The following is a 22,268-nucleotide window of genomic DNA, read 5'->3' as shown; positions in this document are numbered from 1 at the left end:
GGAGAGAACCAAATGTCTGACGGCTGGAATATCGCTCTGCTGGGCGCAACGGGTGCAGTAGGCACGGCGTTACTGGAATTATTGCAGGAACGCGAATTCCCAGTGGGTGAGCTGTATCCGCTGGCCAGCGAACGTAGTGCGGGTGAAACCATACGTTTTAACGGTCAGTCTTGTCTGGTCACCGATGTGGCCGATTTTGACTGGTCGCAGGTGCAGTTGGCGTTTTTTGTCGCCGGCCAAGATGCCAGCGCCCGCTATGCGGAAGAGGCCGGGGATGCTGGCTGTCTGGTCATCGACAGTAGCGGCCTGTTTGCGCTGGAGCCGGATGTGCCGCTGGTCGTACCGGGTGTGAATACGCATACGCTAGCGGATTATCGTAACCGCAATATCGTTGCGGTGGCGGATAGCCTGACCAGCCAACTGCTGACGGCGATTAAACCACTGACTGATGCAGCAGGGCTGTCGCGCCTGCATGTCGTCAATATGCTGTCAGTTTCTGCACACGGTAAAGCGGCGGTAGACGATCTGGCTGGGCAAAGTGCCCGTTTGCTGAATGGTATTCCGCCTGAAGAAGGACTATTTCCGAAACAGCTGGCGTTCAATCTGTTGCCTTTACTACCGGACGACGCGGGCAGCGTACGCGAAGAACGGCGTTTGGTGGATCAGGTGCGTAAGGTTTTGCAGGACGAAGGGCTGCCGATTTCCGTGACCTGCATTCAGTCTCCGGTGTTCTATGGCCACGCACAGGTTGTTCATCTTGAGTCGCTGCGTCCGCTGTCTGCGGAAGAAGCGCGTGACGAACTGCTTAATGCCGGAAATATTGAAGTCAGCGACGAGCAGGATTACCCGACGCAGGTGGGGGATGCTTCCGGCAATGGGCAACTGAGCGTCGGTTGTTTGCGTAATGATTACGGTATTCCTGAACTGCTGCAATTCTGGTCCGTCGCCGATAACGCGCGCTTTGGCGGTGCGCTGATGGCGGTGGCAACGGCAGAATGCCTGGTGCAGGAGTATCTTGGGTAATGTCGGAAACCACTCAGGCAGCGGCTATTCAAGCCACCGCCGTTGCGGAAAACGAACGCGCTACGCTAAAAATTGCGCTAGGCATTGAGTATGACGGTAGCCAGTATTATGGCTGGCAGCGTCAGAGTGATGTCGCTAGCGTACAGGCCTGTCTTGAAAAGGCGCTGAGCAAAGTCGCGGATGAACCGATAGAAGTGTTTTGTGCCGGACGAACCGATGCCGGAGTTCACGGCACTGGGCAGGTTGTGCATTTCACCACGCAGGCGATCAGAAAAGATGCTGCCTGGACGATGGGCGTCAATGCGAATTTACCGCCAGACATCGCCGTGCGTTGGGTGAAAACGGTAGATGAAGATTTCCATGCGCGCTTCAGCGCAACGGCTCGCCGCTACCGCTATGTTATCTACAATCACCGCTATCGTCCTGCCGTGCTATCGCATGGCATGACGCACTTTTATCACCCGTTGGATGTGGAGCGGATGGAACGCGCAGGGCAGTGCCTGTTGGGGGAAAATGATTTCACCTCTTTTCGCGCAGTACAGTGTCAGTCGCGTACGCCATGGCGCAATGTAAATCATTTAAAGGTTACACGTCACGGTGACTATATCGTGGTAGATATTAAGGCCAATGCGTTTGTTCATCACATGGTGCGCAACATCGTTGGTAGTCTGATGGAGGTCGGGTGTGGCAATCGTCCCGAGCCGTGGATTGCGGAACTGTTGGCTGCCAAAGATCGTACGCTGGCAGGCGCAACGGCCAGAGCCGAAGGGCTGTATTTGGTGGCGGTAGATTACCCCGCGCGTTTTGCTTTGCCACAGCCGACGATGGGGCCGCTTTTTTTAGCGGATTGATGTTTTTTGCTGTAACAAGTGCGCCTTTTGCGTGTTGCATGCTGCCGGATGGCTGTAAATCAAAAGCCGTATGCAATGCGTGATAAGGTCGATTTGAATTAGCGTGCTATACGCAAGGCAACACGGATTGTACGGCTGCCTTGCGTATATCGACCGCGTGCGTTCGATAGACATTCTTGGGAGAAGATGTTGTGGTGGAGTTCATACAGTTTATTATTGATTTTATTCTGCACATTGACGTTCATTTGGCGGAACTGGTGGCGCAATATGGTGTCTGGGTTTATGCCATTTTGTTCCTGATTTTATTCTGTGAAACTGGGCTGGTGGTGACACCATTCTTACCGGGAGATTCGCTGCTGTTTGTTGCTGGGGCGCTGGCGGCGCTGCCGTCGAACGATCTGAATGTGCATACGATGGTCTTTTTGATGATTGTTGCTGCGATTACGGGCGATGCAGTGAACTACACGATAGGACGACTGTTCGGTGAGAAGCTATTTAGCAACCCGAATTCAAAGATTTTTCGCCGTAGCTACCTGGATAAAACGCATGCGTTTTACGCGCGTCACGGCGGCAAGACGATAATTCTGGCACGCTTTGTTCCGATTGTGAGAACATTTGCGCCGTTTGTTGCCGGGATGGGGCACATGAGCTATCGGCATTTTGCCGCCTATAATGTGGTAGGTGCATTACTGTGGGTGCTGTCGTTCACCTATGCGGGCTACCTGTTTGGCGATTTACCGGTGGTGCAGGAAAATTTGAAATTACTGATTGTCGCGATTATTTTTCTCTCTATCCTGCCGGGTATTATTGAAATTGCCCGTCACCGTAGAGCAGCTTTGCGTGGCAATGTAAAATAAGTGACGTATTTTAACATCCGGTTTGACCAGTTTTTTATCCACAGTCCCGGAACGTTATGGTTTAATGGGCAGCATTTATGGTCTGTTCTTGGGAACACCCTTGGTGCCGATGCCTTTGTACCGCGATTGTCGTGCGTCTCAGGCATTTTTTCATTGGCAATGTTGTCAGGGAATAACATGAACAGCGGACTGGCATTTGCCAGGTTCAAGCAGAAAGGTTATCAATGAGCTGGATTGAACGAATTCTTAACAAAAGCAATATCACACCGACCCGTAAAGCGAACATCCCTGAAGGGGTCTGGACAAAATGTGATAGCTGCGGTCAGGTTCTTTATCGTGCTGAGTTGGAACGCAATCTGGGGGTCTGCCCGAAGTGCGATCACCATATGCGTCTTTCCGCGCGTGCCCGTCTACAGGCTTTTCTGGATAAAGAAAACACTGTCGAGCTGGGAAGCGAACTGGAACCGAAGGATGTCCTGAAATTCCGGGATTCCAAAAAATATAAAGATCGTCTGGTTTCTGCGCAGAAACAGTCCGATGAGAAAGATGCGCTGGTCGTCATGAAAGGTACACTTTACGGCATGCCGGTTGTAGGCGCGTCGTTTGAGTTTGCCTTCATGGGCGGTTCAATGGCGTCCGTCGTCGGGGCGCGGTTTGTGCGTGCCGTTGAGCAGTCACTGGAAGACGGCTGCCCGCTGGTGTGTTTCTCTGCCAGTGGCGGTGCACGTATGCAGGAAGCGCTGATGTCGCTGATGCAAATGGCGAAAACCAGTGCCGCATTGGCGAAGATGCGCGAGCGCGGCTTGCCTTATATCTCCGTGCTGACCGATCCAACCATGGGTGGCGTTTCTGCGAGTCTGGCGATGCTGGGTGACCTGAATATTGCGGAACCGAAAGCGTTGATCGGTTTTGCAGGCCCACGCGTTATCGAACAAACCGTGCGTGAAAAACTGCCGCCGGGCTTCCAGCGTAGTGAATTTCTGATTGAGAAAGGGGCGATTGATATGATCGTTCGTCGCCCTGAAATGCGCTACAAGCTGGCCACCATCCTTGCCAAACTGACGAATCATCCAGAACCGGGCAATGATGATGGGGAAACCCGTAGCGATGCACCATCTGAATCATCACGGGATGACGCATAATTGACATGATGGGCTGGGCGTGTGGCATTCGATTTCGCCGTTCTCGACGGTATTGTAATGTGCACGCTCTGCCCGCAATGAACCGTAAGCCAGTGAACGGGACTCATGGATACACTTCAAATACCTCAAGCCACGTCACCTTTGGTCACGTGGCTTCATTATCTTGAGCATCTGCACGCTCAGGCCATTGATTTAGGTCTGGAACGCGTTAAGCAGGTTGCTGAACATCTCCAACTGCTACAGCCTGCCGCAACGATTTTCACCGTCGCGGGGACAAACGGCAAGGGAACCACCTGCTGTACGCTGGAATCTATTCTGTTGGCCGCAGGCCTACGGGTTGGCGTGTACAGTTCACCTCATCTTGTGCGCTATACCGAACGGGTGCGTATTCAAGGCAAAGAATTGTCGCAAGCACAGCATACCCAAGCGTTTGCAGATATCGAAGCAGGAAGAGGGGCAGTATCGCTCACCTATTTTGAATTCGGTACGCTGTCTGCACTGCAACTCTTCAAGCAAGCGAATCTGGATGTCGTCATTCTGGAAGTGGGGTTGGGCGGGCGTCTGGATGCGACCAATATTGTGGATGCGGATGTCTCGGTGGTAACCAGTATTGCGATCGACCATACCGATTGGCTAGGTAATGATCGGGAGAGCATCGGCCGTGAGAAAGCGGGGATATTCCGACACAATAGACCTGCCGTTGTCGGTGAGCCGGAAATGCCGGAAACGATCGCCGATGTTGCCGCTGAGAAAGGTGCACAGCTGCGTCGGCGCGGTCGCGATTGGGAGTTTTCAGTTCAGCGCGAGACGTGGAGCTGGCAGGATAAACAGCGTGAATTGTCGCGTTTGCCATTACCCAATGTTCCACTGCCCAACGCCGCTACGGCATTGGCTGCATTGCACTATTCTTCATTGAATGTGAGCGAAGAGGCGATTCGTCAAGGCTTACAGCGCGCGGCATTACCGGGTCGTTTTCAGATAGTACAGGAATCACCTCGGTTGATTCTTGATGTTGCACACAACCCTCATGCGGCGGCCTATCTGGCAAATCGTTTGGCCGGGTTACCGAAAACCGGAAAAGTGCGTGCTGTTGTTGGTATGCTGGCGGATAAAGATATCGCGGGTACGCTGGCTCATTTAACGCCGTTGATTGATGAGTGGTATTGCGCACCGCTGGAAGGGCCGCGTGGCGCAACGGCGCAGCAGCTTGCCGAACACCTGACGCGCAGCCAGTCGTTCCCCAATGTCGTTACCGCCTGGCAGCAGGCGATGTCCGACGCGACGGAGCAAGATATCGTCATTGTGTGTGGGTCTTTTCATACGGTAGCGCATGTGATGGAAGCGCTGGATGAGGAGAAGGCGAATGGCGAGTAAATTTCAGAATCGATTAGTTGGCACGGTCATTCTGGTCGCGCTGGGCGTGATCGTCTTACCAGGCCTGTTGGATGGAAAGAAAAAGCACTACGAAGATGAGTTTGCATCGATTCCTCTGATCCCCAAGCCGGGCGATAGCAATGAGATGGAATCCCTACCCGCGCTGAACCCGTCGTTGCCGAACCTGCCACCGGAAGGGGCGGAAGCGGCGATTCAGAACAGCCCGGAAGCCGAAACGCCAGAAGCTAAATTACCTGAAACCAAGGCACCTGAAACTTCCACACCGCCATCATCATCTCGCTCAGGTACCAATACACCAGCCATGACGGCACCGCCGGTGGTGGTTGAGCGTCCGCCAATTCAGACGCCAACGCCTGTGACGCCGAAGCCTCAGCCAAAACTTGAGCCTAAGCCAGAAGTGAAACCGAAGCCTGAACCTAAACCGGAGCCGAAACAGGAAGTGAAGCCTGAAACGCAGCCGACGCAGCAAGCGCCGGTCGGACAGGCCTATATTGTGCAGCTCGGTGCGTTGAAAAATGCGGATAAGGTGAACGAGATTGTCGCTAAACTTCGTCTCTCTGGCTATCGCGCGTATACCGTACCGTCAACGCCAGTTTCAGGACAAATCACTCGTATTTACGTGGGGCCGGATGCCTCGAAGCAGAAACTAGAGTCTTCTCTGGGCGAACTGCAACAGTTAAGCGGGTTAAGCGGGCAGGTGCGAGCACATTCCGTTCGCTGAGAGACCGATAGAAATAGAATCAGGCGTGACGGATTGTGGGTTTTTTCGCCTGATTATCTATCGGTGAAATCGGCGGAAATACGCTACGCAAACGTTTTCTTTTTCTGTTAGAATGCGCCGCGAACAGGATGACGTAGCGGCTTATCGGTAGCATCGTTCATTATTAGGATAGTTCATGGTTTGGGTTGATTACGTCATTATTGGCATCATCGGATTTTCGGCTTTGGTTAGCCTGATCCGGGGGTTTGTTCGTGAAGCGCTGTCGTTAGTAACCTGGGGATGTGCTTTTTTTGTTGCCAGTCATTACTACGCCTACCTCGCGGTCTACTTCACCCGTTTTGATGATGAACTGGTGCGTAACGGCATTGCGATTGCCATTCTGTTTATTGCAACGTTGATTGTGGGAGCTATCGTCAACTATGTGATTAGTTCACTGGTTGAACGTACCGGATTATCCGGCACCGATCGCGTTCTGGGCATCTGTTTTGGTGCGCTGCGCGGGGTGCTGATCGTTTCCGCACTGCTATTCTTTCTGGATACGTTTACCGGTTTTTCACAAAGTGATGACTGGAAGCAGTCCCAGTTAATCCCGCAGTTCAGTTATATTATCAGGTGGTTTTTTGACTACCTGCAAAGCACGTCAAGTTTCTTGCCGCAGCATTTATCGCTGCGGTAGCGCTGAGAGGAAAAGACACCATGTGCGGTATTGTCGGTATCGCCGGTTTTACACCGGTCAACCAGTCGATTTATGACGCGTTAACGGTGTTGCAACACCGTGGGCAGGACGCTGCGGGTATTGTAACCATCGATGCCTTTAATTGTTTTCGCCTGCGTAAGGCCAATGGCCTGGTGAAAGATGTGTTTGAAGCGCGGCACATGCAACGCTTACAGGGCAACATGGGGCTTGGCCATGTGCGTTATCCGACGGCGGGTAGTTCCAGCGCTTCGGAAGCACAGCCTTTCTATGTTAACTCTCCGTTCGGCATCACGCTGGCTCACAACGGTAACCTGACGAACGCCCACGAACTGCGTAAAAAGCTGTTCGAGCAGGAGCGCCGTCACGTTAACACCACGTCTGACTCTGAAATTCTGCTGAATATTTTTGCCAGAGAGCTGGATCGTTTCCAACATTATCCGCTGGAAGCCGATAATATTTTTGCGGCTGTTGCCGCAACGCACCAGCAAATTCGCGGTGCCTATGCCTGTGTTGGCATGATTATCGGTCATGGCATGGTGGCGTTCCGCGATCCTAATGGTATTCGTCCGCTGGTCATCGGTAAACGCGATCTGGAAGATGGCCGCAGTGAATACATGGTAGCGTCAGAAAGTGTTGCGCTGGATACGCTGGGCTTTGAGTTTTTACGCGATGTTGCGCCGGGAGAAGCGATCTACATTACGGAAAAAGGGCAGCTGTTTACCCGCCAGTGCGCAGAGAATCCAAAGAGTAACCCGTGCCTGTTCGAGTATGTCTACTTCGCTCGCCCGGACTCTTTCATCGATAAAATTTCGGTCTACAGTGCACGCGTTCGCATGGGTCAGAAGCTCGGTGAAAAGATTGCACGCCAGTGGGAAGATCTCGATATCGATGTTGTAATCCCGATTCCTGAGACCTCTTGTGATATCGCGCTGGAAATTGCGCGTATTATCAACAAACCGTATCGTCAGGGATTTGTGAAGAACCGCTATGTTGGCCGTACCTTTATCATGCCGGGACAACAGGCGCGTAAGAAATCGGTGCGTCGTAAGCTGAACGCCAACCGTGCCGAGTTTCGTGACAAAAATGTGCTGTTGGTCGATGACTCCATCGTGCGCGGTACAACGTCGGAGCAGATTGTAGAGATGGCGCGTGAAGCGGGAGCTAAGCGTGTTTATCTGGCCTCCGCGGCACCGGAGATTCGCTTTCCTAACGTGTACGGCATCGACATGCCAAGCGTTAATGAACTGATTGCTCACGGTCGCGAAGTGGATGAGATCTGTAAGATTATTGGCGCAGATGAGTTGATATTCCAGGATCTTGACGATCTGATCGATGCGGCGCGTGAAGACAATCCGGATATTGCTCAGTTCGAATGTTCGGTGTTCAACGGGATTTACGTGACGAAGGATGTCGATCAAGGCTATCTGGATTATCTGGAAATGCTGCGTAACGACGATGCTAAAGCGCTGCGTAGCCAGAATGAAGTCGAAGATCTGGAATTGCACAACGAAGGTTAACGGCTAGTCGTACATTCAGGCTGGTTTTATTGAAGGGGGAAGACGCGAAAGTGTCTTCCCCCTTGTCGTATGTAGAAAACAGGTTGTGTATAGAAAATTTTGGTTGTTTATAAAAGCATCGTTTCGGTGCTTGCCCTTGCTTATCGCCAATCAATGCGGCAAAGTTTGCGCAGATGATTTTTCCGCGTTTCTGCTGACGCGGCTAGCTAGAGGCAGTAAGAATGAAGCGACTCATTGTAGGGATTTCCGGTGCCAGCGGTGTCATTTACGGCATCCGACTGTTGCAAGTGTTACAGACGCTGGAAGGCATTGAAACCCATCTGATCATGAGTCAGGCGGCTCGCCAGACGCTGGCGCTAGAAACCGATTTTAGCCTGCGTGACGTACAGGCGTTAGCCGATGTGGTGCATGACACGCGTGATATCGCTGCCAGTGTTTCTTCGGGGTCGTTTAAAACGGCGGGAATGGTGATTTTACCCTGTTCGATAAAAACCCTTTCCGGGATTGTGCATAGTTACAGCGATAACTTATTGACCCGCGCAGCTGACGTGGTGCTGAAGGAGCGCCGTCCTTTAGTGTTGGGCGTGCGTGAAACGCCGTTACATTTAGGGCATTTACGGCTGATGACCACCGCCGTTGAGCTGGGGGCGATAATCATGCCGCCAGTTCCCGCATTTTATCATCGCCCAGAAAGTGTGCAGGATATTGTCGATCAGACGGTGAATCGTATTCTGGACCAGTTTGACATCGACCTGCCAAAAGATCTTTTTATCCGCTGGCAAGGTGCGTCGTAGCAGGATAGAGACCCAGACACGCTATTTTCTCTCTCGGGGCGGTAAACTTTCACTGCCCTTTTTTTGTGCCTTTTTATCACATTGCACTAATTTTGTGCGCAAAGGCACCGAAATGGTGCGCTTGAGTTTTTGTATTCATGCCAATGTTATCTATCCTTATTGTTACGCGCCAAAAAATTCCCTTTAAAAATATTGCAGAATCAAATGGTTAACCCTTATTTTCTGCACGTTTCGGTCATGGAGTTTTTACGACATCCCTACGTTCATTGTGGCATGAAAACTGCTACAAAAACGGTAATAGTCGGCGCAGAAAACAAATAGCACTCACATCGTTCATTTTTAAAGCGATTTACTCTAAATAATTCCGACATTGACGACACATGACATCAATCACTCATGATAAGGGTAGCAATATGAAGAAACTGATCAAAGTCTTGCCGTTGGCACTCATTCTGGCTGCGGGTAGCGCGATGGCGGAGATTCCCAAGAATATTAAAATTGGTACCGATCCTACCTATGCTCCCTTTGAATCCAAAAATGCCAGCGGTGAACTGGTTGGGTTTGATATCGATCTGGCGAAAGAGTTGTGTAAGCGTATTGAAGCTAACTGTACGTTTGTGGAAAGTGACTTTGATGCGTTAATTCCCTCTCTGAAAGCTAAAAAAATTGATGCCATCATCTCTTCTCTGTCCATTACCGAAAAACGTCAGCAGGAAATTGCCTTCACCGAGAAGCTATACGCGGCTAACTCTCGTCTGATTGCGAAGAAAGGGGCGAATATTGAGCCAACGCTGGCTTCGCTGGGCGGCAAGCGTGTCGGCGTATTGCAGGCGTCAACGCAAGAGGCTTTTGCCAATGCGAACTGGCAGCCAAAAGGCGTTGAGGTTGTTGCTTATCAAAATCAGGATCTGATTTACGCGGATTTGGCCGCAGGTCGCGTCGATGCTGCTTTCCAGGATGAAGTTGCGGCAAGCGAAGGTTTTCTGAAGCTCGATATGGGCAAAGACTATGCGTTTGCTGGCCCAGCAGTAAAAGATGACAAGTTCTTCGGTGTGGGTACCGGTATGGGGCTGCGTAAAGCGGATACTGAGCTGAAAGCCGCGCTGGATAAAGCCTTTGAAGCGATGCGTAAAGATGGCACTTACGATACGTTCGCGAAAAAATACTTCGATTTTGACGTCTACGGCGGCTAACTTCTCCTAACGAGTCACACTCTGTGGCGGAATCATAGGGTAATACGACATGGGATCGTTCCTCCCATGTCGTCTTCCTGACGATGACGCGCTGTGCCATTAACCGCTATTTCAACGGATATCATTGATGCTCTATGGCTATGCCCCGCTAATTCTGGATGGTGCCATCATGACGCTGGAGTTGGCAGTGAGTTCGCTACTGCTGGCACTGGCTATCGGCCTGATGGGCGCGTCGGCGAAGCTGTCCTCCAACCGCCTGCTGGCTGGGGGATTTTCCTGTTATACCACGTTGATTCGCGGTATCCCCGATTTGGTGCTGATGCTGCTAATTTTCTATGGGCTGCAAATAGCCTTAAACGGCGTGACGGAATCGATCGGTCTGGAGCAGATTGACATCGATCCGTTGACTGCCGGGGTTATTACGCTGGGCTTTATTTATGGTGCATATTTCACGGAAACCTTTCGTGGTGCCTATCTTGCCGTGCCGCGTGGACAGATCGAAGCTGCGGTGGCTTTCGGTTTCTCTCCTCTTAAAGTGTTCCGTCGCATTCTGTTCCCTTCCATGATGCGCTTTGCGCTACCGGGGATCGGTAATAACTGGCAGGTGATCCTGAAAGCAACGGCGCTCGTCTCATTACTTGGCCTGAATGATGTGATTAAGGCGACACAATTGGCCGGCAAGGGCGCGCACGAACCGTTTTATTTCGCACTGGTTGCTGGGGCGCTGTACCTGATTTTTACCACCGTTTCTAACGGTGTGTTGTGGTGGCTGGAGCGGCACTATTCGCAGGGAGTCAAGAAAGTAAATTATGAGTGAGATCCTGCAACAATATTGGCAACCGCTGCTGTGGAGCGATGGTTATCGCCTGACTGGGCTGGCGATGACGCTCTGGCTACTGATTTCTTCCGTGGCGATCGGCGGATTGATGGCGCTGCCGCTGGCGATTGCCCGCGTGTCACCGCGACGCCGATTCAGCTTCCCGGTTTGGCTATTCACCTATGTGTTCCGCGGCACTCCGCTTTACGTGCAGCTCTTGGTGTTCTATTCCGGCGTGTATAGTCTGGAAATCGTGCGCGGCACCGATCTGCTGAACGCCTTTTTTCGCAGCGGACTGAACTGCGCCATTTTAGCGCTGGCGCTTAATACCTGTGCGTATACCACGGAGATTTTCGCGGGGGCAATTCGCTCCGTACCGCATGGGGAAATTGAAGCCGCCAGAGCATACGGTTTTTCCCGTTTTAAGCAGTACCGCTGTATTATTTTGCCAGGTGCGCTGCGTATTGCATTGCCAGCCTACAGCAACGAAGTGATTCTGATGCTGCATTCGACGGCGCTGGCTTTTACCGTGACGGTGCCGGACATTCTGAAGATCGCACGCGATATTAATGCGGCCACCTACCAGCCGTTTTATGCGTTTGGCATTGCTGCGGTGATCTATCTGGCGATCTCATTTGTATTAATCGGGCTGTTCAGAAGGGCAGAGCGGCGCTGGTTACGTCATCTTTATACCCGTTCATCTCATTAAGCGCAGGAAAAAGCATGTCGAATAAAAAATTGATGGTGACGGAACTGCGTAAACGTTATGGCCAGCATGAGGTGCTCAAAGGGATCTCATTGCAGGCGAAAGCGGGTGACGTTATTTCGATTATCGGGTCGTCTGGTTCGGGAAAAAGTACCTTACTGCGCTGCATTAATTTTCTGGAAAAGCCCTGTGAAGGGGCGATTTACGTCAGCGATCAGGAAATCCGCATGGTGCGTGACACTGACGGACAGTTGAAAGTTTTTGATAAAAAGCAGCTTCAGATGCTGCGGACGCGTCTGACGATGGTGTTTCAGCACTTCAACCTGTGGAGCTTCATGACTGCGTTGGAGAACGTGATGGAAGCGCCGATCCAGGTATTAGGGCTCAGTAAAACGGAAGCACGTGAGCGTGCGGTGTTCTACCTGAATAAAGTTGGGATTACGGATTCTGCCCAACAGAAATACCCGTCGGATCTTTCCGGTGGTCAGCAGCAGCGTGTATCTATTGCGCGGGCGCTGGCGATGGAGCCTGAAGTGTTGCTATTTGATGAACCGACGTCGGCGCTCGACCCCGAACTAGTCGGTGAGGTCTTGCGCATCATGCAGCAGTTGGCTGAGGAAGGGAAAACGATGGTGGTGGTGACGCATGAGATGGAGTTTGCCCGCCATGTTTCCAGCCACGTTATCTTTCTGCATCAGGGTGTGATCGAAGAAGAAGGGCCACCGGAGCAGCTTTTCGGTAGCCCGAAAAGTGCGCGGTTGCAGCAGTTTCTCTCCGGCGCGTTGAAGTAAATTTCGGGGCTGATGATTATCAGCCCTATACGTTTCTCTCAGCACCGAATCAGCTTGGTTTTTTGATCACGTCTTGTAGGGCTTCTTCCAGCTCAAAGAAACGGAAACCAAATCCCGCAGCTTCTAATCTCTGTGGGATGGCACGCTGCCCGCCCAGAACCAGCGTTGAAGCTTCGCCCATCAACAGTTTGATCGCAAAAGCGGGGGCTCGCAGAAAACCGGGGCGATCCAATACGTGTGCCAGCATGGCGGAAAATTGTTCATTATGAACTGGATAGGGCGCAACCATATTGAAGGGGCCGCGCAATATCGGCTGGTCCAGCAGGTAGATAATGCCGTTAACCATGTCATCAATATGAATCCACGGCATGTATTGTCTGCCGGAGCCCATCGGTCCGCCGAGCCCAAAACGGAAAATCGGCAGCATTTTTGCTAGCGCGCCACCCTGTGGCGAAAGAACAATACCAGTACGCAGCAGGCAGACGCGCGTGTTATCGCTTTCCGCAGACTGCGCCAGCGCTTCCCAGCGGGCGCATAGGTGATGTGTGAATTCATCAACCGGGGATTCCTCTTCCGTGACCAGCGCTTCGCCCTGATCGCCATAGTATCCGACGGCAGATCCTGAGATAAAAACAGCGGGGGGTTCACTGCTGGCCTTAATCAGTGTGGCAAGCTGTTCGGTGATACTCCAGCGACTCTGTGCCAGACGCTGCTTTTGTTGCGGCGTCCATCGTTTATCGGCAATCGGTTCGCCCGCCAGATTGATAACGCCATCAAAGTCGTTCAGTGAGGTGATATGGCTCAATGTTGACAAGTATTCGACCTGGTTGCCGAGAACACCTCGGGCGCGCTCAGGATCGCGTGTCAGTACCGTGATATGGTGGGAAAGCAGCTGTAATCGTTGGATAAGATGGCGACCAATAAGGCCGGTTCCGCCTGTAATGAGTAGTTGCATCGCTCCCCCTTTATACTCGTCATACTTCAAGTTGCATGTGCGTTGGCTTCATTACTCGGCACACTGGCGTGTACCTCGCCCCGTTGGGGCCGCTGCAAGCAGCGTTCAAACCTGCCTCTGGCAGGTTTGTCAGTCACCCGAATCACTTACTTGAGTAAGCTCATCGGGATGAAATGAGAGACATCCTGTCTCTCACCGAAGGCCAGCCGTTGGCTGGTCAAATTCGTTCCCGACGAATTTGTCCTTCCCTTGCCGCCTGCCTGAAACTCGAATTATTTAGAGTATATGAACTTCATGCCTTGTGATAACGCAGGGTCATGGAAACCGAGTCGGCGTATCGCAGGGCAAACGGTTTATCTATTTCTACTTCAGCATAGGTTATCCAGTCGTGATCGCTGGCGATGTTGAGCACATCCTGCGTTAATTTTTCCAGCAAAGCGAAGCGGTTATCTTCTACGTGGCGAATAATATTTTTGGTGATGGTACGGTAGTTCAATGCATCGACGATATTCTCGCTGTTACGTGCCTGCTCTGCTGGGTAGTGAATCACAACGTTGATGATCACATCCTGCTTATTCGTGATTTCCTCATCTTTAATACCAATGAAGGTGCGTAGTCGCAGATTTTTTATACGAATAATAGCGTCAGAATGGTGATATGGCATTGCTCGGCCCTCGGTTGCTTCTGTTACCGCGAATAAATCACAGCGTCAGGGTATCGTTAACAATAATATGTTGATTACCATAGCAGAAGATATCCAAAGGCCGAATGAGATGTTCCAGAATTTTATTGCTCTGCTCGCTGATACGCTCGTTGCGTTGCCGGGCGTTCGTTGATGCGCGTATACCACGCCTTCACCGCTGGATAATCATCAAGGTCGACGCGCTGGCGGGTGTAAGAAACTACCCACGGATAGGTCGCAATATCGGCAATACTGTAATGTTCTCCTGCTAGCCACGGGCTGTCCTGTAGGTGCTTATCCAGCACGCGATACAGGCGCTGTGTCTCTTGCTGATAGCGCTCAATGGCGTAAGGCACTGGCTGAGGCGCGTAGTGGTTAAAATGATGATTCTGCCCCAGCATAGGGCCGAAACCCGCGACTTGCCAGAACAGCCACTGTAGCGTGGCTGTGCGTTCACGTAATGATGAATTCAGCAACACGCCGTATTTTTCTGCCAGATAGAGTAGGATCGCCCCTGATTCAAACAGGCTGATTGGCGTATCGCCCTCCGCAGGTTGCGTGTCGACAATCGCGGGAATTTTGTTATTAGGCGAGATGGCCAAAAACTCTGGCTTGAACTGTTCACCTTTGCTGATATTCACGCGGTGGAGTTGGTAAGGGAGATTAGCTTCTTCCAGAAACAGGGTGATCTTATGCCCATTGGGGGTTGGTGCGTAATACAGGTCAATCATGAATCATGTCTCCGTTTTAATTCAGAAAAACATCATGGAACTGTACGGCAGTTGATCGCTTCAGAGAGCGATGCGCTGTCAGAATAGCGTATTGGGAACGGGTTCTTACCCTACCACTTCTACGAGCGAAAAATAAGCGATGGTGCACGCTGTTGCACGATCTTTACCGGAAGCGCACTGCCAACTTTGGTAAACTACGTCCTATCGTTGGGTGAGCGTATTGTGGATATAACATTGTGGTATAAACGCGGTGGAGATAAGCGATGAAGTTGATGTTTGCGTCCGACATACACGGTTCTCTTAGTGCAGTAGAGCGTGTGCTGGCGATCTTTGAGCAAAGTCATGCCGACTGGCTTATTTTACTGGGCGATTTTCTTAATCATGGCCCACGCAACCCGCTGCCAGAAAAGTATCAGCCCGCGGATGTGGCTGCCCGGTTGAACGCTTATGCATCACGCATTATTGCCGTACGCGGGAATTGCGACAGCGAAGTTGACCAGATGCTGTTGACCTTTCCGATAACGGCACCGTGGCAACATGTGCTATTGCAACAGAATCGCCTTTTCCTGACGCACGGTCATCTTTATCATCCCGAGAATCTACCGCCGCTGCACACGGGAGATGTGCTGGTATATGGTCATACCCATATTCCGGTTGCTGAGCAACGTGGGGAGTACTATTTTTTTAACCCCGGCTCAGTAAGCTTGCCGAAAGGGGGATTCCCTGCGAGCTATGGTTTACTTGAGCAAGGCGAGCTGCGGGTTCTGCCGTTACACGGTGGCGAGCCTATTGCGCAGGTTGCGATTAGGCACTAATTTATCGTATACCCTGTTTTTGGCCTTGAACAATGGCAAGGTAGCAGGGAATATTCATTGTAAAGATCGATCATTTAAAACAGACGCGCGTAGCAACGTGCCAATACTAAAGGGTTTCAGAGGATGGCGGAACAAAGTCAGGCTGCAGGCACAGAGTGGGTTGATATCGTCAATGAAAACAACGAGGTAATTGCTCAGTCAAGTCGTCAGCAGATGCGTGCACAGAGTCTTCGCCATCGCGCCACTTACATTGTTGTGCATGATGGCATGGGTAAAATTCTGGTGCAGCGCCGGACGAAAATCAAAGATTTCTATCCCGGCTGGCTGGACGCGACAGCAGGCGGTGTGGTCCAAAGCGGCGAACAGATGTTGGAATCCGCACGTCGTGAAGCTGAAGAGGAGCTGGGCATCGCTGGCGTACCATTCGCAGAACACGGTTTGTTCTATTACGAAGGTGAAAATTGCCGAGTGTGGGGGGCGTTGTTTAGCTGCGTTACCCATGGGCCGTTTGCGTTACAGGAAGAAGAAGTTGATGAAGTCAGTTGGCTGACGCCGCAAGAGATCACCGCACGCTGCGATGAATTTACGCCGGATTCACTGAAAGCGCTGTCGCTGTGGTTGACGCGCTATAGCGATCGAGAATATGGCAAGCCGATTTCACGTAAGCTGAACGACGTGGTAGAAGCGGCTACTGCACCTGTTATTAATGATGAAATTATTAATGACGAAAATCTTCATGATGAAAACGGCAGCAACGCTGAACCATCGGAAACTGATTCGCAGAAATAATCTGCGCCAGCCTCGCCGCGATCTTCTCTCTGCGGCGTCTTATTCCTGCTCTTCCAAATAAAAATGCCAGCCCGAAGGCTGGCATTTACGTCATCATGAAGATGATTAGAGCTGTGTAGCCTGAATGGCGGTCAGAGCGACGGTGTAAACGATGTCGTCTACCAGTGCGCCACGAGACAGGTCGTTAACCGGTTTGCGCATGCCTTGCAGCATTGGCCCGATGGAGATCAGGTCGGCAGAACGCTGTACCGCTTTGTACGTAGTGTTACCGGTGTTCAGGTCAGGGAAGATGAACACGGTAGCTTTACCCGCAACAGGTGAGTTTGGTGCTTTAGACTGTGCAACGTCTGCCATGATAGCGGCGTCATATTGCAACGGACCATCGATGACCAGGTCAGGACGTTTTTCTTGCGCCAGACGGGTCGCTTCACGCACTTTCTCAACATCGCTACCCGCGCCGGAGTTACCGGTAGAGTAGGAGATCATTGCAACACGTGGATCGATACCGAATGCCGTTGCAGAGTCAGCTGATTGGATAGCGATTTCAGCCAATTGCTCTGCGGTCGGATCTGGGTTGATGGCGCAGTCGCCGTAAACCAGAACCTGCTCAGGCAGCAGCATGAAGAACACGGACGATACCAGCGAGCTGCCCGGTGCAGTTTTGATCAACTGTAATGGCGGACGGATGGTGTTAGCGGTGGTATGAACGGCACCGGAAACCAGACCATCAACTTCGCCTTGTTCCAGCATCAACGTACCTAGAACGACGTTATCTTCGAGCTGTTCGCGTGCAACCACTTCGGTCATGCCCTTGCTCTTACGCAGCTCAACCAGGCGCGCAACATAGCGCTCACGCACGACAATCGGATCAACAATTTCGATGCCTTTGCCCAGTTCTACGCCCTGAGCGGCGGCAACGCGTTGAATCTCTTCCGGGTTACCGATCAGCACACAGTGTGCAATGCCACGCTCGGCACAAATTGCAGCGGCTTTAACGGTACGTGGCTCATCGCCTTCTGGCAGAACGATACGTTTGCCAGCTTTGCGCGCCAGTTCAGTAAGCTGATAGCGGAACGCCGGTGGAGACAGACGGCGTGAACGCTCAGATTCAGCGCTCAGAGAATCGATCCACTGAGTGTCGATGTGGCGTGCGACATATTCCTGCACTTTCTCGACGCGCTGGCGGTCATCAGCCGGTACTTCAAGGTTGAAGCTTTGCAGGCTGAGTGAGGTTTGCCAGGTGTTGGTATCGACCATGAATACCGGCAGGCCAGTTTGGAAGGCGCGCTCGCACAGCTTGGCAATGCTTGGGTCCATTTCGTAGCCGCCAGTTAGCAGCAGGGCACCGATTTCTACGCCATTCATAGCAGCCAGACAGGCGGCAACCAGAACATCAGGGCGGTCAGCGGAGGTCACCAGCAGTGAACCCGGACGGAAATGCTCCAGCATGTGAGGAATGCTGCGTGCGCAGAAAGTCACAGATTTAACGCGACGCGTCTGAATGTCACCTTCATTGATGATACGGGCATTCAGGTGCTTCGCCATATCAATGGCACGCGTGGCAATCAGGTCAAAACTCCACGGGATGCAGCCCAGAACCGGCAGCGGGCTGTTAGCGAACAGCTGCTTAGGGTCGATGTTGGCAACGCTGGCTTTCGTGGAGTCATCAAAGATTTCAGACAGGTCAGGACGTGTACGGCCTTGGTCATCTACCGGTGCATTCAGTTTGTTGATGATCACGCCAGTGATATTTTTGTTTTTGCTGCCGCCGAAGCTAGAACGTGCCAGTTCGATGCGGTCTTTCAACTGGGCCGGAGAATCATTGCCCAGTGCCAGTACAAAGACGATCTCTGCGTTCAGCGTTTTGGCGATTTCATAGTTCAACGCGTTAGCAAACTGGTGCTTACGGGTAGGAACCAGACCTTCAACCAGAACGACTTCAGCATCTTTGGTCGTTTCGTGGTAGCGCGCGATGATTTCTTCCATCAGCACGTCTTGCTGGTTGGAGCTCAGCAGGGCTTCAACACGGCTCATCGCCAGTGGTTCTGCGGCATTGATAGCAGAATTAGCACGGATAATAGTGGTCGTCTGATCTGGCGTATTGTCGCCACTGCGCGGCTGAGCGATAGGTTTGAACACGCTCAGGCGGACGCCTTTCTGTTCCATGGAGCGAATGACACCCAGGCTGACGCTTGTCAGACCGACGCTGGTGCCAGTTGGGATCAACATGATTATACGGGACACGGCCGAACCTCTTTACGGTTGCTCGTTAGTCAAAAACAACACCGTCAGCCTTGGCTGACGGTGTTGGGAGTTACGTGTTTTACGCGGTCAGACGGTAAGCGTCTTCGGCGATGACCAATTCTTCATTGGTCGGGATAACCAGCGCCGGACGGGTGCCATCTTTAGCGATGTTGCCACCTTTACCAAAGCGTGCCGCCAGGTTGCGTTCGTGATCGACGTCAAAGCCCAGCAGACCCAGTTTTTTCAGCGACAGTTCGCGAACCATTGCTGCGTTTTCACCGATACCACCTGTGAAGATGACGGCATCCAGACGACCTTCCATCAGTGCAGCGTAAGAACCGATGTATTTAGCCAAGCGGTGGCAGTAAACGTCCATTGCACGTTTTGCGTCTGCTTTCGTCTCGTAGTTATCTTCAACGTAGCGGCAGTCGCTGGTCACTTCAGTCAGACCCAACAGACCAGATTCTTTGGTCATCAGCGTGTTGATGCGCTCGATGTCCATGCCCAGTGCGTCGTGCAGGTGGAAAATGACAGCTGGGTCGATATCGCCACAGCGTGTACCCATCACCAGACCTTCCAGCGGAGTCAGACCCATAGAGGTGTCGACGCATTCGCCGTTACGGATTGCAGTAACGGAACCACCGTTGCCCAGATGGCAAGTGATGACGTTCAGCTCTTCTACTGGTTTGTTCAGCACTTTAGCGGCTTCACGAGAAACAAAGTAGTGGCTGGTTCCGTGGAAGCCGTAGCGACGGATGTGGTTTTCTTTATACAATTTGTACGGCAGTGCATAAAGGTAGGATTCTTCCGGCATGGTCTGGTGGAACGCGGTGTCGAAAACAGCAACGTTTTTATCAGCCAGGTGTGGGAAAGATTTCAGTGCTTCATCGATACCGATCAGATGCGCTGGGTTGTGCAGAGGTGCAAAAGGTACGGAATCTTTGATACCCTGAAGAACATCATCAGTAATGATCGCGGATTGGGTGAACTTCTCACCGCCGTGAACGATACGGTGACCGATAGCAACCAACTGAGCAGACAGCTCTGGCTTCTGAGACAGAATGGTATTGACGATGAAGTTCAGCGCTTCGCTGTGAGCTGCACCGGCACCCAGTTCGGCGTCGTGTTTACCGCCGTCCATTTTCCATTTGATGCGGGCTTCAGGCAGGTTGAAACATTCGGCTAAACCAGACAGGTACTCTTCTCCGTTAATCGCATCGATGATGGCGAATTTCAGGGATGAACTACCGCAGTTAAGAACCAGTACTAACTTACTCGACATGGAAGTACCTACTTGTTATACATGGTTAAAAAAATGTCATACAGGGCATAGCGTATCGCATGCCGCCGCTGGCATTTATGATTAACATCATGCCTTGGTGTGATACACCAGACACGATGATGAATAAGGGTCGATACTATGATGTATACCGGATAATCGGTACACCATAATCGCTACAACTAATCTCTATAACTAATCTTTATAACAACGTGGCATCGACCTGATGTAAACCGCAGCTTTTAAAGCGATGATAACCGCGTTATGGCCGTTGGCTGCGCTTATGTCGCAAAGGGAATTATACTCCCTGCGTGTAGTCATACTACTTTAGGTATACAGCGGCCAAAAGGCCGATCTAGGATACCGATAGCGTAGGGTAAACACAAAATATATTTTAACCTTATCAACTTGAGTTGTTGATTTGTGCAAAAGTTTTATTTTTTATCTGTAAAGTTGAGGTGTGGCTATGGCGACGAAACCAGACAGTAGAATTAGTTGGCTACAGTTACTCCAACGTGGGCAGCATTACATGAAGACATGGCCAGCAGAAAAGCAGTTGGCACCCCTATTCCCCGAAAACCGCGTGGCGCGAGCGACGCGGTTCGGCATTCGCATCATGCCGCCACTGGCGGTGTTTACCTTAACGTGGCAGATTGCGCTTGGTGGCCAGCTCGGCCCGGCCATCGCCACCGCGCTTTTTGCCTGTAGCCTGCCGTTACAGGGCCTGTGGTGGCTTGGCCGCCGTTCTGTTACGCCTTTACCACCAACGCTGGCACAGTGGTTCCATGAGATTCGCCATAAACTTGCGGAATCAGGACAGGCACTCGCTCCGCTGGAGGAGGAAGCGCCAACTTACCAAGCGTTGGCGGATGTGCTGAAGCGTGCATTTAAGCAGCTTGATAAAACCTTCCTTGATGATTTGTGATCGGCGTCAGGCTGTGTGCGGGTTGATGGCTATTTTGTTCTTTCCCCTGTTTCAAATCAAAGAAGCGGTGGCTACCGCTATCGTGACACGATTCAGTATGCGATTCTGCGGGTAATACCTATTTAGCGACATTGGCTTACACCAAAGAGGGTTCAGGAGAGCAACATGGAAATGACGAATGCCCAGAGATTGATCCTTTCAAACCAATACAAAATGATGACGATGCTCGATCCAGATAACGCTGAGCGCTATCGTCGGCTACAAACGATCATCGAGCGTGGTTACGGTTTGCAGATGCGGGAATTAGACCGTGAGTTTGGTGAGCTGACGGAAGAAGTTTGCCGTACCATTATTAACGTCATGGAAATGCATCATGCTTTGCAGGTGTCATGGACCAATCTGAAAGATAAGCAGGATTTGGATGAGCGACGTCTGACCTTCCTGGGTTTTGATGCGGCAACGGAAGCGCGTTATCTGGGCTTTGTACGCTTTATGGTACATGTTGAAGGTCGTTACCCTCACTTTGATGCGGGTACGCATGGTTTTAACGCGCAGACAAAAATGTGGGAAAAATACAACAGAATGCTGGCTGTTTGGCAATCCTGCCCGCGTCAGTATCACTTGAGTGCGGTTGAGATCGCACAGATCATCAACGCCTGATTAATGAAAAAGGGGCTTTCTGTGGAGTGTAAAGGTTTTCTGTTCGACCTCGATGGTACGCTGGTTGATTCACTGCCTGCTGTAGAACGTGCATGGGTTAACTGGGCAAAAGATCACGATATTGAACCACAGGAAGTGCTGGATTTTATTCACGGCAAGCAGGCAATCACGTCCTTGCGCCACTTTCTTCAGGGGCAGAGCGAAGAAACGATTCAACAGGAGTTCGATGCGCTGGAGAAAACGGAAGCTTCTGACACACAAGGTATTGTTGCAATGCCAGGGGCGAAGGCGCTGTTGGAACGGTTGGATGCTTTGGATATTCCTTGGGCAATTGTGACATCCGGCACCGTACCGATTGCCAGCGCGCGTCATCATCGTGGAGAACTCCCTGCTCCTCGCGCTTTTATTACGGCGGAGCAGGTTGCTAAAGGTAAACCTAATCCTGATGCTTATTTACTTGGTGCACAGCAGTTAGGGTTGAAACCGGAAGAATGTGTCGTTGTTGAAGATGCGCCCGCAGGGGTGTTATCGGGTCTGGCGGCGGGCTGTAAGGTTATTGCAGTGAAAGCACCAGCGGATACGCCGAAGCTGGATCAGGTCGATCTGGTGCTTGATTCGTTGGAGCAGATAGAGATAGAGAAATCACAAAGTGGCGTTAAGGTACTTCTGCGCCAATAGCTCGTC

23 protein-coding genes are annotated in these 22,268 nt (G+C 51.6%); 18 read left to right on the top strand and 5 right to left on the bottom strand.

All coding sequences use genetic code 11. The annotated features are described in order from the left end of the window. Nucleotides 1-12 precede the first annotated feature (12 nt). From A6301_RS14875 to hisP, 13 genes are all read left to right on the top strand, one after another. Nucleotides 13-1,023, top strand: coding sequence for an aspartate-semialdehyde dehydrogenase (locus A6301_RS14875; RefSeq protein WP_107169717.1), 1,011 nt, complete (start codon nt 13-15; stop codon nt 1,021-1,023). After that, nucleotides 1,023-1,874 (top strand): tRNA pseudouridine(38-40) synthase TruA, encoded by an 852-nt coding sequence (gene truA / locus A6301_RS14870; protein WP_233671857.1) that lies wholly within the window; start codon nt 1,023-1,025, stop codon nt 1,872-1,874. Before A6301_RS14875 ends, truA begins: the two co-directional genes overlap by 1 nt. A 194-nt stretch (nt 1,875-2,068) precedes the next feature. Beyond that, on the top strand, nt 2,069-2,731 hold the full coding sequence (locus tag A6301_RS14865) for a DedA family protein (RefSeq protein ID WP_234258247.1): 663 nt from the start codon (nt 2,069-2,071) through the stop codon (nt 2,729-2,731). Between the two features lie 224 nt (nt 2,732-2,955). Further along, entirely contained in the window at nt 2,956-3,873 is a 918-nt protein-coding gene (accD, locus tag A6301_RS14860; RefSeq protein WP_107169719.1) for an acetyl-CoA carboxylase, carboxyltransferase subunit beta, read from the top strand. 105 nt (nt 3,874-3,978) lie between these two features. Next, on the top strand, nt 3,979-5,247 hold the full coding sequence (gene folC / locus A6301_RS14855) for a bifunctional tetrahydrofolate synthase/dihydrofolate synthase (protein ID WP_234258129.1): 1,269 nt from the start codon (nt 3,979-3,981) through the stop codon (nt 5,245-5,247). Next, the gene (dedD, locus tag A6301_RS14850; RefSeq protein WP_234258128.1) at nt 5,237-5,989 is read left to right on the top strand and encodes a cell division protein DedD; all 753 of its coding nucleotides are present in this window, start codon (nt 5,237-5,239) and stop codon (nt 5,987-5,989) included. The genes folC and dedD overlap by 11 nt, the downstream gene beginning before the upstream one ends. A 175-nt stretch (nt 5,990-6,164) precedes the next feature. Next, nucleotides 6,165-6,665 (top strand): colicin V production protein, encoded by a 501-nt coding sequence (gene cvpA, locus A6301_RS14845; protein WP_005969889.1) that lies wholly within the window; start codon nt 6,165-6,167, stop codon nt 6,663-6,665. A 20-nt stretch (nt 6,666-6,685) separates the two neighbouring features. Then, nucleotides 6,686-8,203, top strand: coding sequence for an amidophosphoribosyltransferase (purF, locus tag A6301_RS14840; protein ID WP_039298357.1), 1,518 nt, complete (start codon nt 6,686-6,688; stop codon nt 8,201-8,203). Nucleotides 8,204-8,424: 221 nt separating this feature from the next. Then, complete coding sequence (locus A6301_RS14835) at nt 8,425-8,997, top strand: UbiX family flavin prenyltransferase (RefSeq protein WP_010285043.1); 573 nt, start codon at nt 8,425-8,427, stop codon at nt 8,995-8,997. Nucleotides 8,998-9,410: 413 nt separating this feature from the next. Continuing rightward, on the top strand, nt 9,411-10,190 hold the full coding sequence (locus tag A6301_RS14830; protein WP_005969885.1) for a lysine/arginine/ornithine ABC transporter substrate-binding protein: 780 nt from the start codon (nt 9,411-9,413) through the stop codon (nt 10,188-10,190). A gap of 127 nt (nt 10,191-10,317) precedes the next feature. Further along, nucleotides 10,318-11,007, top strand: a complete 690-nt coding sequence (locus A6301_RS14825) for a histidine ABC transporter permease HisQ (RefSeq protein ID WP_107169723.1) — start codon at nt 10,318-10,320, stop codon at nt 11,005-11,007. After that, nucleotides 11,000-11,716, top strand: a complete 717-nt coding sequence (locus A6301_RS14820) for an ABC transporter permease (protein ID WP_107169724.1) — start codon at nt 11,000-11,002, stop codon at nt 11,714-11,716. Before A6301_RS14825 ends, A6301_RS14820 begins: the two co-directional genes overlap by 8 nt. 14 nt (nt 11,717-11,730) lie before the next feature. Beyond that, a complete protein-coding gene (gene hisP, locus A6301_RS14815; protein WP_234258127.1) occupies nt 11,731-12,504 on the top strand; it encodes a histidine ABC transporter ATP-binding protein HisP in 774 nt (257 codons plus the stop codon). A gap of 49 nt (nt 12,505-12,553) precedes the next feature. Here the strand turns inward: hisP and A6301_RS14810 are convergent, their stop codons facing one another. The 3 genes from A6301_RS14810 to yfcG form a co-directional block, all read right to left on the bottom strand. Next, nucleotides 12,554-13,459: a TIGR01777 family oxidoreductase gene (locus A6301_RS14810; protein WP_234258126.1), complete on the bottom strand. Its 906-nt coding sequence runs from the start codon at nt 13,457-13,459 to the stop codon at nt 12,554-12,556. A gap of 292 nt (nt 13,460-13,751) precedes the next feature. Beyond that, the gene (gene folX, locus A6301_RS14805; RefSeq protein ID WP_107170548.1) at nt 13,752-14,123 is read right to left on the bottom strand and encodes a dihydroneopterin triphosphate 2'-epimerase; all 372 of its coding nucleotides are present in this window, start codon (nt 14,121-14,123) and stop codon (nt 13,752-13,754) included. Between the two features lie 122 nt (nt 14,124-14,245). Continuing rightward, nucleotides 14,246-14,872, bottom strand: a complete 627-nt coding sequence (yfcG, locus tag A6301_RS14800) for a GSH-dependent disulfide bond oxidoreductase (protein WP_234258125.1) — start codon at nt 14,870-14,872, stop codon at nt 14,246-14,248. A gap of 263 nt (nt 14,873-15,135) precedes the next feature. Here yfcG and yfcE point away from each other — a divergent pair, with 263 nt between their 5' ends. Then, a complete protein-coding gene (yfcE, locus tag A6301_RS14795; protein ID WP_107170546.1) occupies nt 15,136-15,687 on the top strand; it encodes a phosphodiesterase in 552 nt (183 codons plus the stop codon). A 123-nt stretch (nt 15,688-15,810) separates the two neighbouring features. Further along, complete coding sequence (gene yfcD / locus A6301_RS14790; RefSeq protein WP_234258124.1) at nt 15,811-16,476, top strand: NUDIX hydrolase YfcD; 666 nt, start codon at nt 15,811-15,813, stop codon at nt 16,474-16,476. A 105-nt stretch (nt 16,477-16,581) separates the two neighbouring features. Here the strand turns inward: yfcD and pta are convergent, their stop codons facing one another. Both pta and ackA read right to left on the bottom strand, forming a co-directional pair. After that, nucleotides 16,582-18,720, bottom strand: coding sequence for a phosphate acetyltransferase (gene pta, locus A6301_RS14785; protein ID WP_107170544.1), 2,139 nt, complete (start codon nt 18,718-18,720; stop codon nt 16,582-16,584). A 79-nt stretch (nt 18,721-18,799) separates the two neighbouring features. Beyond that, a complete protein-coding gene (gene ackA, locus A6301_RS14780) occupies nt 18,800-20,002 on the bottom strand; it encodes an acetate kinase (RefSeq protein WP_107170543.1) in 1,203 nt (400 codons plus the stop codon). A 463-nt stretch (nt 20,003-20,465) separates the two neighbouring features. Between ackA and yfbV the strand changes: the two genes are divergently transcribed. The 3 genes from yfbV to A6301_RS14765 all read left to right on the top strand — a co-directional run bounded on the left by yfbV (nt 20,466) and on the right by A6301_RS14765 (nt 22,262). After that, on the top strand, nt 20,466-20,924 hold the full coding sequence (gene yfbV, locus A6301_RS14775; RefSeq protein ID WP_107170542.1) for a terminus macrodomain insulation protein YfbV: 459 nt from the start codon (nt 20,466-20,468) through the stop codon (nt 20,922-20,924). 165 nt (nt 20,925-21,089) lie between these two features. Then, nucleotides 21,090-21,584 (top strand): YfbU family protein, encoded by a 495-nt coding sequence (locus A6301_RS14770; protein WP_005969861.1) that lies wholly within the window; start codon nt 21,090-21,092, stop codon nt 21,582-21,584. 21 nt (nt 21,585-21,605) lie between these two features. After that, nucleotides 21,606-22,262 carry a sugar phosphatase gene (locus A6301_RS14765; protein ID WP_234258123.1) on the top strand — a complete coding sequence of 219 codons (657 nt, stop codon included), beginning with the start codon at nt 21,606-21,608 and terminating at the stop codon, nt 22,260-22,262. Nucleotides 22,263-22,268 lie beyond the last annotated feature (6 nt).

This window comes from Pectobacterium sp. IFB5596, from assembly GCF_021432585.1.
Taxonomy (GTDB): Bacteria; Pseudomonadota; Gammaproteobacteria; order Enterobacterales; family Enterobacteriaceae; genus Pectobacterium; species Pectobacterium punjabense.
This window is presented reverse-complemented; position numbering and strand designations above follow the sequence as displayed.

Bases quoted from the DNA above. Each gene is read 5' to 3' on its own strand.
- A6301_RS14875 (WP_107169717.1), top strand. From the start codon at position 13: ATGTCTGACGGCTGGAATATCGCTCTGCTGGGCGCAACGGGTGCAGTA.
- truA (WP_233671857.1), top strand. From the start codon at position 1,023: ATGTCGGAAACCACTCAGGCAGCGGCTATTCAAGCCACCGCCGTTGCG.
- accD (WP_107169719.1), top strand. From the start codon at position 2,956: ATGAGCTGGATTGAACGAATTCTTAACAAAAGCAATATCACACCGACC.
- folC (WP_234258129.1), top strand. From the start codon at position 3,979: ATGGATACACTTCAAATACCTCAAGCCACGTCACCTTTGGTCACGTGG.
- dedD (WP_234258128.1), top strand. From the start codon at position 5,237: ATGGCGAGTAAATTTCAGAATCGATTAGTTGGCACGGTCATTCTGGTC.
- cvpA (WP_005969889.1), top strand. From the start codon at position 6,165: ATGGTTTGGGTTGATTACGTCATTATTGGCATCATCGGATTTTCGGCT.
- purF (WP_039298357.1), top strand. From the start codon at position 6,686: ATGTGCGGTATTGTCGGTATCGCCGGTTTTACACCGGTCAACCAGTCG.
- A6301_RS14835 (WP_010285043.1), top strand. From the start codon at position 8,425: ATGAAGCGACTCATTGTAGGGATTTCCGGTGCCAGCGGTGTCATTTAC.
- A6301_RS14830 (WP_005969885.1), top strand. From the start codon at position 9,411: ATGAAGAAACTGATCAAAGTCTTGCCGTTGGCACTCATTCTGGCTGCG.
- A6301_RS14825 (WP_107169723.1), top strand. From the start codon at position 10,318: ATGCTCTATGGCTATGCCCCGCTAATTCTGGATGGTGCCATCATGACG.
- A6301_RS14820 (WP_107169724.1), top strand. From the start codon at position 11,000: ATGAGTGAGATCCTGCAACAATATTGGCAACCGCTGCTGTGGAGCGAT.
- hisP (WP_234258127.1), top strand. From the start codon at position 11,731: ATGTCGAATAAAAAATTGATGGTGACGGAACTGCGTAAACGTTATGGC.
- A6301_RS14810 (WP_234258126.1), bottom strand. From the start codon at position 13,459: ATGCAACTACTCATTACAGGCGGAACCGGCCTTATTGGTCGCCATCTT.
- folX (WP_107170548.1), bottom strand. From the start codon at position 14,123: ATGCCATATCACCATTCTGACGCTATTATTCGTATAAAAAATCTGCGA.
- yfcG (WP_234258125.1), bottom strand. From the start codon at position 14,872: ATGATTGACCTGTATTACGCACCAACCCCCAATGGGCATAAGATCACC.
- yfcE (WP_107170546.1), top strand. From the start codon at position 15,136: ATGAAGTTGATGTTTGCGTCCGACATACACGGTTCTCTTAGTGCAGTA.
- yfcD (WP_234258124.1), top strand. From the start codon at position 15,811: ATGGCGGAACAAAGTCAGGCTGCAGGCACAGAGTGGGTTGATATCGTC.
- ackA (WP_107170543.1), bottom strand. From the start codon at position 20,002: ATGTCGAGTAAGTTAGTACTGGTTCTTAACTGCGGTAGTTCATCCCTG.
- yfbV (WP_107170542.1), top strand. From the start codon at position 20,466: ATGGCGACGAAACCAGACAGTAGAATTAGTTGGCTACAGTTACTCCAA.
- A6301_RS14770 (WP_005969861.1), top strand. From the start codon at position 21,090: ATGGAAATGACGAATGCCCAGAGATTGATCCTTTCAAACCAATACAAA.